We start from the raw sequence: 12505 nt of genomic DNA on the forward strand, positions 1-12505 counted from the left end.
TAGAATTATTAAAAAATTTTTGCAAAAATCAAATAGGATTTCTACAAAGCCAAAAATAAAAAAAAGAAGGTATTAAAAGTAATACCTTAAATTGGAATTTCACTACTTTCTAATGTTTTAGACATTTCAACTTTAAAAATTCTATCCATATCTTTTAAAGAACCAGAAGAGACTTTAATTACATTTTCACCAGATATGAATTTTTGAGCATCAAAACTAAATACACCCGTTCCATTTACAACATCAAAGACAACTTCAACATCATCATTTAATGTAGCATACATGTTAAATACTGGTAATTTTGAAGCAATTTCATCGTTTTTATAAAATGTAATAGAATATGTGCCCGGAGCCACACAAGTTATATTTTTAAATGCAATTCCAGTTGTATTAATTCTTGGACACATTGTTCCATAACCAACAATGCCTGTATCATTATCCCAAGTAATAATTTGGTTTTTACCATACCAATTAAGACCTATTTTTAATTTTAGAGAATCATTAAATGCACCTGGACCATAAATTCCAGCAGGGTTTGCACTTAATTCACCTAAAATCATCATACTTGGACCTCTACCATTCCTATATATTGCATTATCAGTCACTACTGGCTCAATAGCATTTTGAGCTAAATCATAACCTTCATTAAATCTAATTCCTTCAAGTACATTATCAGAAATTAAATTACTAGTTATTAAAATACCAGTTGAATAATTTGCATCAATTGAAATACCTAAATGATTCCAAGAAATGTTGTTTTTAGTAATTGTTACATTTACTGCAGAATTATTTAAAAATACCCCATATCCTCTTGGACCTTCAGGAACTAAATTGGTATATAATCCAATACTTTCACTAATGAAATTGTTTGTAATATTAGAATTTGCAACTCCAAATCCATATTTAACTCCATAATTATTTTCCATTAACACATTTGAATCAATAGCTATATTATTAGAGTTTGAAACAAAAATTCCACTTTCGAACTTATTAATTGAATTGTTTGAAATCTCAATATTTTTTGAACCAACAACATTAATTCCGTAATTTGGAAGTGAAATTGTACTTTCCATATAACTTTTTATTTTGGATTCATCCAAGAGATTTGAAATGTTATTTCCAAATATTTTGACATTATTAGCATTAATAATTTCAATTCCATCATTAGCATTTCCAACAATTGATAAATTGTAGATATTTACATTAGATGCTAAAATTTTAAATACAGGACTTTTTGATTTAGCATTTAAGACAGTTTTACCTGTAGAATAGATATTTAATGCTTTATTAATATTTAATGAGATATCTTTGTATAAATCTCCTAAGAATTCAACATTACTTCCATCATCACAGTTATCTAATATATTCTGAATTTCAGAGTTTGGTAAATTCGCATCAATAAATACTACATTTGTCTTATTGGAAATTGTAATCAAATTAGTGTTGGAAACTGATTTGTATTGATTATTTCCACTATATTTTGAAATTATTTTAAAAGATCCTACACACTCATTCAAGTTAATAAAAGCAATACCTTTTTCATCAGTTGTTTTTACTAAACTTTGATTATTAAAAGTAAATGTAATTTTTTGATTTTTTAAAGCATTACCTGATTTATCTTTAAGAATTACAGTGAAATTCTTACTTGAATCATTTGCAAATGTTTTATCATAGCTTGTTAACTGAGTAGCTATTTTTGAAACTGTTATACTTCCAGTCGCTTTAGCAGCATTATAATATGTGTTTCCAGAGTATTTCAATACAACAGGATAAACCTTTTCAGATGATAATTTCACATCAAAGCTAGCTTGACCTTTACTATTAGTTATTTTAGAATAAGTCTTACCATTAAGAGTCATGGAAACCTTTTGTTTGCTTAACGCTTTTCCAGCACTTGTTTTTAAAGTTGTGGTATATACTTTTTTCTCATTTGGAAGAATAGTAATTTTAGGAGCTGTAAACTTGGTAGATGATTTGGCAACTACAATTTTACCAACTGAAGATACTTTCTTGTAAACTTTACTTCCTTTATAACTTGCAGATACTTTATATGATTTAAGACTTGAGAATTTAACTTTAATTACAACATTACCATTACTATTTGTTGTTTTACTATAAGTTTTACCATTTAATTTGATAGTTATTTTTTGTTTTGCAATTCCTTTACCATTATCCTTCTTTAGAGAAATAGTATAATATTTATATGTCTTTGGAAGAATTGTAACTTTAGGAACTGTTAATTTAGCAGTTTTAGAAGAATATTTAACAACAATTTTACTTGTTTTTGAAACTGCATTATATTTGCTACTTCCTGCAAATTTGACTGCAACAGAATATGTTCCTTGTTTACTAAATTTAAGTTTAAGTTCTGCAACACCATTTTTATCTGTTTTTACTGTGTATGTTTTTTTATTAACCTTAATAGTTACTTTAGCAGATGATATTCCATGATTTGATGCATCTCTTAAAGTAATTGAATAATATTCTGCCATATTTGGAATCATATATACATTTGAAGAGGATATTTTAGTAGCTACTTTTTTAACAGTGATAATAGCTTTAGCACTACTTGATTTATAATCTACATCATCACCAACATAGTTAACAGTAATAGTGTATTTTCCTTCTTTTGATTGAGCTATTTTTAATTTAGCTACACCATTAACATCAGTTTTGACATTATAAGATTTACCATTGATTGTGAATTTCACTATTTCATTAGCAATAGGATTTCCATCTGCATCTTTTAATACTGCATTAAACATTGCATTTGAATAAGGATATGTATTTAAATTAGAAATTATTATTTTTGTATCACTTACATTACCAGGGATGAACTTATCATCAATATTAAACAATTTATATGGCCTATACATATTAGAATATATATTATTTCCAATACCTGGGAAACTTGCAAGTAAAACATTATCTGCCTCATTAAATTCATTTGGATAGAATCTAACAGTTGCAGTTCCATTTTTCATCATGACAACTTTAAAAATATCGCTTTCTTGAGGAGCTTTTTGCTTACCATTGATATCTAAATTTTTTTTCATTAAATAAAAAGTAACAGGTACAGAACTAATTTCTTTAGCTACATTACCATTAACATCAACAATTGAAATAGAATATACTCCTTTTTTGACTTGAGTAATATTACTTAAATATAAATTATAATTTCCAGTTTTTGTCCATGGAGTTACACCATTGGTAGGATAAGAGAAATATATGTTTGGACATTGAATAAATTGATTAATAACTAACACATAACCCATAAATGTTCCGCTTTGATGACCATAATAATCCCCATTATTTTCACCAACATAAGTATAATAATCATTCACAGGATCATATGTAAACTCACCTTCTCCAGGACGATATTCATAAACTTGACGCCATACAGGCCTATCAGAATTTTCACCACCAATCATATAATTATTAGTGATTACTTGTTTGTTCTCACCACCTTTTACAAATAAGTTTTTAACACGGTGATCATTGAAAATATTGTAATTACCATTTCTATCTATGAAATTACCTTTAATTTCCATTTTTGTTATATTACAATTTGTATAAACACCATATTTATTAGAAAGTCCAATATAATTGCTTAAAATACAAACATTATTTGCTACAGTTAAATTAATAGCAATGTTTCCTTTAGACATATTATTAGAAAGAATTACAACATTTTTACTTGAACCTGATACTGCAATTCCAGCAATTATATTATTAGTAATATTATTAGAATTTATATTGATTTTATTTGAATCAATAACATTAATACAATATTTTGTATTATCCAATAAAGATGAAATTACTTTAACATTTTCAGAATTTGAAATTTTAATACCATTATTCACTTTTGATATTGAAACATTTTCAATGACAATATCCTTTCCATTTTCCAGTCTAATTGCATCAGAAGATAAACTACTATTAGAAAATGTACAATTTTCAATTTTAACATTAGATGCTCCTTTTACAAGAATTCCATAATCCCCACTATTAGAAACATCATTTTTAATAGTAAAACCACTGATTACAGTTCCACTAGCTTCAGGAGAAATATAAAAAATACCTCTATATCCTGATATTGCATTACTACCACATGGTTCTAGAGTTGTTCCAACATTACTTATTATTGTTAGCTTTTTATTAATGATAAAATGGCAGTGAACATAACTTGTCCCATTGACAATTATTGTATCTCCTGCTTTTGCATTATCAATTGCTTTTTGTATTGTTGGATCATTCATTTCATTGTGATCTTTTTCAACTTCTTCAACAACTATTGTATTTGATGAGCTAGGAGCGTTACTAACACTTGACCTACTTACATTCAATTTTACATTTTGACTTGAATCGATTTCATCAAGACTACTTTCCAGACTTGGTGAATCACTTGTTAAATTATTGCCCTCTTCAGAAGCTGAAACTGAACTAATACATAGCAGTACAACTAATATAAAAGACAATAATATCAAAATTTTATTAATCTTCATAATTTCTACCATCAATATCAATATATAATAATATGCTTATCGAGATATTTAATATATTTGATTTATTTCAAAAAAAAAGTAATAAAATCAAATTTTTAAAAATAGATTTGAAAAAATATTCATATTGAATTAAAAAAAGTGAGTAAAAATCTCACTTTTTTAATATTTTACTTTTAAAGTTGTTTTAATCTTTGAATTTAAATAATTGACAGTAACTGAATATTTACCAACTTTTAAATTCTTGAAATTAACAGTAACTATTCCTTTCTTATTTGTTTTAGCAGTATAAGTTTTACCTTTGATTTTAAAAGTAACTTTTTTAGCCACAATAGGTTTTCCTTTACTTGTTTTTAATAAAGCAGAATACTTAATATTTTTAGATTTTTTCTTGGTTATGCTTTTAGCAAACAATACTTTTTTAACATTAATTGTGTTTTTAGTGCTAAATCCTTTATAGGTTGTAGTAATTGTATATTTACCTGGAGTCAAACTAAATGATTTTGATGCCCAACCATATTTATTTGTTTTGACTATGTATTTTTTACCAGCAATTTTCATAACAATAGCTACATTTTTTCCAACAATTTTTCCATTAACTCCAACAACACGAACTTTATATGTGACTTTACCATTATAATCGACGACGACATTCTTATTTTCAATTATTCTTTTATTTGTTGGATTAATTTTTAAAACAATATTTTGATTATCTGTTTTAGCTGAAATTGATGTTATTAATGGAATATTTTTACTAATTGATTTAACTCCACCAACCACATTAACATTACCATAACTAGATAATGTTACCTTGAAAATAGGTAATAATTCAGGAGAATCGATTTTAAAAATTTTACCCATTTTATTTTTAACATTATCAAAATTAATACACAAAATAGAATTTTTATATTGAACTAACTTATTATTACTTTTAAAATTCATTATAATCCAATTAAAATCATCAGAAGTATTAACATTCAATAATTTTTTAAAATCAGGATTATTGCTGCCCCACCAATTGCTTGAAAGAGATACATTTTCAACACCTTTATTGAAAATCGCACAACCAGTTTTATCAAAATTATTACAAATAATAGAATGTGTTAAAGTAGTATTTCCTCTAATTATTAATGCTCCACCTTCATTTCCAGCGACATTATTCTTAAAGATTGAACCAATAATAATCATTTTTCCATTACTATCAATAGCTCCACCATTATTAGTTGCCACATTATTGGTAAAGTTAGACTTAATTATAATTAAATTGCCTGCATTATCAATAGCAGCAGCACCATATGCTTTATTTTTATCAAATAAAGAATTTAGAATAGTTAAATTACCAGAGTTATCAATAGCTGCACCATAACTTTTTGCATCATTTGAAATGAACTGAGAATTATCAATTAAGAGATTTGCATTATTAAAAATACATCCTCCTTCATCAGCATTGGTGTTGAGCTTAAATAAAGAATTTGTAATAGTAACATTACCTTTTTTAAGCATTAACACACCAGAGTTCTTGGAAACATAATTTTTAATAAATTGAGAATTATCAATCATTAAATCATTAGTGGAATAAATTGCTCCTGCCTGCATTGCATTATTTGATTCAAATAATGAATTTTTAACATCAACTATTTTTTCATTATAAATAGCTCCACCAAAATGTTTAGCTTCATTATCTCTTAAGATAACACATTCTAAAATAGAGTTCAATTTATTATAAATAGCTCCTCCCCAAGCCATAGCACTGTTTTTAGAAATTTCCGAATCTTTGACTGTTAAATTAAGTTCATTATAAATAGCACCACCATTATCACTAGCTTTATTTGAGTTTAAAATACTATTTCTGAGATTTACTGTTCCAGTATTATATATTGCTCCTCCTTTAGAAGCAGAATTATTAATAATATTCACATTAGTAAAATTTACAACAACACCTCTAAATCCATTAATGTAACAAGCACCACCAGATGTTGCAACATTATTGCTTATAATTGTGTTTTTTACTGTTGATGATAATAATCCAAAGTAGATTCCACCAGCACCTTTTTTTGCAACATTATCACTTACAATTGAGTCTTGTAAATCTATAGATCCCATATTTATATCAATACCTCCACCACGATTAGCAGAGTTATTTCTAATAGTTACATTTTTTATTTTAGCACTAGCTTTCGCTTCAACAGCAATTCCACCACCATTATTCGCAAAATTATTTTCAATCAAACAATTTTCAGCAATTAATGTAAATTCAGATATATAAATTCCCCCACCTTGTCTTGCTGCAGTATTGTTCAATATTGTTGAGTTATACACTTCACATGAACCCCAACTTTTAATTCCACCTCCTAAATCAGAAACAGTATTTGCTATGAACTTAGAATTATAAATAAACATGCCACCACGATTATTATAAACTCCACCTCCACGAGCAGCAGAGTTATTAATGAAAGTACACTCATATACTAAAAATTCACCAAATCTATTATAAATTGCTCCTCCTTCAAGACAGTCATTATTACTGAATGTAGTATTTACAATCTTTAAATATCCCACATAATTATCAATAGCAGCACCAAAACTCCCTGTATTTTTATCAAATAGAGAATTGGAAATAGTTAATCTACCACTAGCATCATTACGTATAGCTCCACTTTCTGCATAATTATTAGAAATTTTAGAATTGACAATATTTAAAGTACCTAAATTATAAATTGCTCCACCTTCAGTTAAATTATAACCATTAATAAGATTTATTCCTTTAAAATTAACATTAACGCCCTTAGATATTAAAAAAATACTTGATTTATTGTTCGCATTTAAAATAGTCTTAGAAGAATCAACACCATAAATATTAATAGATTTACTAACTGTTATCGGAGATCCATTACCCTGATAAGTCTTATTTTCTAAATATATTGAATCACCATCATTTGCATTATCAATTAAATCTTGAATAGACTCAAAATCATCATTAGCAATATTTCCTGTTTCATTACTATCTTCAGCATAAGTAACACCCATTAAAAATATTGAAAAAATTAATAACAATGATAAAAATGCTTTAAATTTTAGTTTATTTATTTTACCACCCCAAACAACTTAATTTAAAAAATATATAAATTAAATTATTCAAAACATACTAAACATCATAAATAACGTTATTTTACTATTTTTATTCAAATGTAGTATATTACTATTTATTTCGATATGTAATATAAATATTATCGTTTATGAATATTATTAAATAAACTAAACTAAATTTAAAGTTAAAAATATTTATTTTATCAATTATATTAAACTAATAAGATTATTAAGTAATTATAAATGTTTAATTCAAGTATATTAATTCAAATGTATATTCTCATATAATCGATATAAATATTATTATATATTGAATAATAAAATATCATATATGAAATTTAAAGGAGGTGAAAAAATTAAGCTAAAAAAGATGATTCCAATTTTTATTTTTCTAATTGTTTTAATGACAGTTACATCTGTAAGTGCAGCACCAGACAATTTAACAGATGAAACTTCTCTAAACTACGAAAAAAATAATACTATTAATTTAAATAATCAGTTAAACGATTATTCATCAGATTTAGAAAATAAGATCATTAATGCAAAAAATGGTGATGAAATTTCCATATCTCCCGGAACTTATAAAATTCACAACCTCACCATAACAAATAATATTACAATTCAAGGGAAAGGAAATCCAAGTGACATTATCATCGATGGAAACAAACAGTCCAGTATTTTTTTAATCAATAATCCAACAACACATGTAATATTTAGAAATATAACATTTATTAATGGATTATCCTACAATTTTGGTGGTGCAATATCAATCAATACTGGTAATGTTTATGTAGATAACTGCAGATTTATTAACAATACTGCACTCAATGATACTAATGCAGGAGCTATATCAAACTATGGGAATGCTACACATCGTGGATATTTATTTGTAAATAACTCATTGTTCTTAAATAATCATGCAGACCATGATGGAGGTGCTGTAACAACATGTTATGCTGATTCTGACATGTATAACTGCATATTTATAAATAATACTGCTGTTAGAGATGGTGGAGCTATAAGAGTTAGTGTCTATGGATATGGTCATGTAGAAGATTGTATTTTTATGTATAATCATGCTGATGAATGGGGAGGAGCATACTACAGTTGGTCAGGTACCTCCAAAATCAATAGATGCATATTTATGAATAATACTGCTGGAACAAATGGAGGAGCTATAATGGTTTCTGGTAATTTGGATCTTCAAAATTCGATAATTGTAAACAACAATGGAGGAAAAACTGGAGGTTCTTTTTACATACAAGAACCAATGTATGAAGCTAAAACATATATAAATGTCAACAATAACCTCATTACCAATAATTCTTCACCTAAAGGACAAGAAATCTTTATATACTGGAGACATGCAGAAAATTTATATCCTAACTTTAACAATAATGATTGGGGCAGTGAAAATCCTAATGATTTTAAAATAAATGACCCAAATAATGTTACTGAAAGGATTAAAGTAAAAACAACTGCTGATAACTCTAATTTATTAAACACATTGAATTTCAATGCATTAAATAAATATCACGATTTAATTAAAGATTACTTCCCAGAAGACTATTTGGAAAATATTAAAAAACAAGCTGAATCAAAAGCAAATCACGATAAAATCAATAATACCAATAAAACAAATCATAACAATGAATTTGAATTTACAGATTCAAATGATATAATAAATAGCTTAAATGATTCTAAAATAGTGCTACCTAATGCAACTAATAATAATGAGAATAATGTCCAACCCAAGAATAATTTAATATCTTTTAATTCAACATCACCTGTTGGAGACAATAAAGATGCATACGAATTAAACAAAACACAAAATGTTTCAAAATCTCAATCTCCCCACTGGTTATACATTATTATTTGTTTGATAATTGTGTTAATAACCTTAGTTATAGGGTATAAAAAAGAAAATTCAAAGGATAAATAGTTATTTGCTATTTATCTACTTTTTTTATTTTTAGATAAATATTAAAAAAAAGAAATAGATGATTTAAAGTTTAGATTTCATCTCTTTAATATCCTCACGATAATATAAACCTAATGTTAATAATATTATCAAGATGATTATTGCAAGACCTTTAACTTTAAAAAATTCATCATCTTCAATTACAATTTGTTTTACAACGGATTGTGAGTCTAGATTTGCTCCGCCACTACTTACAGATGCACCAGCTTGAGATACACTTTGTGAAGTATCATAATTTTGAGATACATCATTTGCTTGATTTGCAGGATTACTGTTTGATCCTATATTTTGACTACTTGAACTATTTCCAGTATTGTCACTAGATTGTGTTCCATTACCTTGTCCACCTTGACCACTTCCAGTACCTTGACCATTACCATTTCCATTGCCTTGTCCTTCACCATAATCTATGCTAGGATAATCATATGTTGGAGTTTGACCATTTTGTGGTTTTTTAGCAGGAGTATTTGAATCATAAATATTTTTTCTACTTGTTCTGTCTACAGTGGCTTTGATAATATCTGCATCAACAGCATCAACAGTGAATGTTCCAATTCCACCTTTTATTGTAATGGTTGCGATTTTACCATCATTAGTCCTATACTTCAACTCTCTATCAGGAAGCAAACTTGCAATTTTCCCATTGGAATCAACAAAGGATGCTTGGAATTGATTTTTTCCGATTTGAGTTACAGTGAATTTTAAATTATGTGTATTGATTTTAGGACATAATAATCCATCGTCAGTATACCAATTATCCCCTACAGATAAAGGCTTAACACCCCTATAATCTTGGGCTTCAATTTGTACATGAGCATTTTCATAAATCGCATTATAAGATATTTCTTGGTTTTTCTTTTGAACATGATCCTCATCGAATCTAACACCATTATAACCTTTAGTTATAACATTAGATTGAATTTTGTATGAACCTACAACATTAAGAGATACACCACTATCATCATTACCAGAAATTGTATTTCCTTTAATGTTAATATTATCTTCTGCATTATTTACAGAAATACCATCCCATTTATTATTGTTAATAGTATTTTTAGTAATATAAACATTCTCAGGACCTGTTTTATAAGAATTACCCTCAAATTTATTGGTTAATAAAATACCATTACGAGCGTTGTTTGAAATAGTGTTACTATCAATATATGTAGTATCAGATTTTGTCAATACAATACCATTTCCATTATTATTGCTAATTACATTACCGATTATGTAAGATTTTTCAGTTGAATAAAGAGCAATTCCACATTTACCGTTTTTAACAATATTATTCTTTGTAATATTGATATATTTAACATCAGATGCACTAATCCCTATTCCACCACTAGTAATTTGATTATTTAATATTCTTACATAATTAGAGCCACTTACTGAAATACCATCCCCTGCTCCTTGAATTTTAAACCCTTTAACAATTGAATAGGAAGCATTTTTTCCTTTAATTGTAATAACTGGAGCAGATGAACTTGATTTCAATAATGTATTACCATTAGAAATTAATGTAAGGCGTTTATTAATTATTAAATTAATATCTGAATAACTGTTTCCTTTAAATAAAATCACATTGCCATTTTTAGCATTATCAATAATATTTTGGATTTCATCATTGCTTAATCCACTATCCACAACACGAGTGTTATTAACAGTAATTGTTGTTGATTTTGACGATGCTTTATAATTAGAGTCTCCTTGGAATTTAGAAATGATTTTGTATGAACCATCGATCAAATTAATTTGAAGTGAAGCTATACCATGTGAATTAGTGGTTTTATCATAACTCACTCCATTGACTATAAATTTCAATTTAGCATTTGAAATTGATTTATTATTCTCATCTGATAATTTAACTTCAAAATAATCTCCTTTAGCATCAAATGTAGTATTGCTTACCACATCAATATGTGTGCTAAGTTTATCTGGAGTACTCTTCAAATTAACATTATCAACCTTTTTTAAAGAGTGAAAATCATTGTTTATTGGATTTTCAACTTTTTCCAAACAATCAACTTCATTATCTGTTGAATTACCGATTTCCTGAGCGAAACAAATGTTCAATGAAAATAATAAACATAGAATCAATATAATCACAAAACATTTCCGCATATTTCACCTCCTTACTCATAATTACATAATAAAAATCCTTATAGATCCTTACCATAATTTAATATTGCCAACATGAATATATAAACATATCGAAATAACTTATTAAATAATTGATTAAATATTTAATTTAGATTAAATTAATTAAATAAAAGCTAATATTAATTTAAATAAGAATATAAAAAATATAAGTAATTAAAATAAAAAAATAAAAAATTTTAAAGAAAAAATAGTATAATGTTATAAATTAACCTTCAATTAATTCATAATATGATCCTTCAGCACATGACTTACACACAGGCTTTCCACCCCTAAGTACATGACGACCATCAGATACTTTTTCACCACAAACAGAGCAGAATGTTGTTGTATAAGGCTTACCTGGCATGTCTCCTGGACCTAATTCTATTTTTACCTTATCTACTTTAAATAACTCTTCAGGAGGAGTTCTCCTAAAACGAGCAATCATTTCTTCTTTTGTTTCCTCATCTTTGAATTTTTTATTTGCATCAGCATCAGTAACTCTTAAAGCTTCTCCAGTATCTTGATTATAAAAAGTAGCTGCAAATTTACCATAATACATCTGCTTAAGAGTTCTTTTACCCATAGAACAACCAGTAACAGACTGAACAGCATCAGACATGCATCTATCAATTTCTAAAAACACAATTAAATTTTTATGTCTTTGATTTAATTCCATTCCAAGCAATTCAAGTCCATACATTGCTAATTTAGTCCCTATAGCTATTCCACCACATATATGTCCATGGAATTCTGCTGCTTTTGCTAATTGTTCATCATAATCTTGTTCATTCAT

5 protein-coding genes are annotated in these 12505 nt (G+C 26.8%); 1 reads left to right on the forward strand and 4 read right to left on the reverse strand.

All coding sequences use genetic code 11. The features are described 5' to 3' along the window. Positions 1-86 precede the first annotated feature (86 nt). The gene (locus ACI389_RS06605) at positions 87-4505 is read right to left on the reverse strand and encodes an Ig-like domain-containing protein (protein ID WP_439780746.1); all 4419 of its coding nucleotides are present in this window, start codon (positions 4503-4505) and stop codon (positions 87-89) included. A gap of 159 nt (positions 4506-4664) precedes the next feature. Beyond that, the gene (locus ACI389_RS06610; protein ID WP_439780747.1) at positions 4665-7529 is read right to left on the reverse strand and encodes a right-handed parallel beta-helix repeat-containing protein; all 2865 of its coding nucleotides are present in this window, start codon (positions 7527-7529) and stop codon (positions 4665-4667) included. A gap of 391 nt (positions 7530-7920) precedes the next feature. Between ACI389_RS06610 and ACI389_RS06615 the strand changes: the two genes are divergently transcribed. Continuing rightward, positions 7921-9531, forward strand: coding sequence for a hypothetical protein (locus tag ACI389_RS06615; protein WP_439780748.1), 1611 nt, complete (start codon positions 7921-7923; stop codon positions 9529-9531). Between the two features lie 63 nt (positions 9532-9594). Here the strand turns inward: ACI389_RS06615 and ACI389_RS06620 are convergent, their stop codons facing one another. Then, positions 9595-11691: a right-handed parallel beta-helix repeat-containing protein gene (locus ACI389_RS06620; protein WP_439780749.1), complete on the reverse strand. Its 2097-nt coding sequence runs from the start codon at positions 11689-11691 to the stop codon at positions 9595-9597. Positions 11692-11935: 244 nt separating this feature from the next. Then, entirely contained in the window at positions 11936-12505 is a 570-nt protein-coding gene (locus ACI389_RS06625) for an FmdE family protein (protein ID WP_439780750.1), read from the reverse strand.

This window comes from Methanobrevibacter sp. (genome assembly GCF_051877095.1).
Taxonomy (GTDB): Archaea; Methanobacteriota; Methanobacteria; order Methanobacteriales; family Methanobacteriaceae; genus Methanocatella.

What these genes read in the sequence shown, in the direction of transcription:
- ACI389_RS06605 (WP_439780746.1), bottom strand. Translation starts at nt 4,505, where the DNA reads ATGAAGATTAATAAAATTTTGATATTATTGTCTTTTATATTAGTTGTA.
- ACI389_RS06610 (WP_439780747.1), bottom strand. Translation starts at nt 7,529, where the DNA reads ATGGGTGTTACTTATGCTGAAGATAGTAATGAAACAGGAAATATTGCT.
- ACI389_RS06625 (WP_439780750.1), bottom strand. Translation starts at nt 12,505, where the DNA reads ATGAATGAACAAGATTATGATGAACAATTAGCAAAAGCAGCAGAATTC.
- ACI389_RS06620 (WP_439780749.1), bottom strand. Translation starts at nt 11,691, where the DNA reads ATGCGGAAATGTTTTGTGATTATATTGATTCTATGTTTATTATTTTCA.
- ACI389_RS06615 (WP_439780748.1), top strand. Translation starts at nt 7,921, where the DNA reads ATGAAATTTAAAGGAGGTGAAAAAATTAAGCTAAAAAAGATGATTCCA.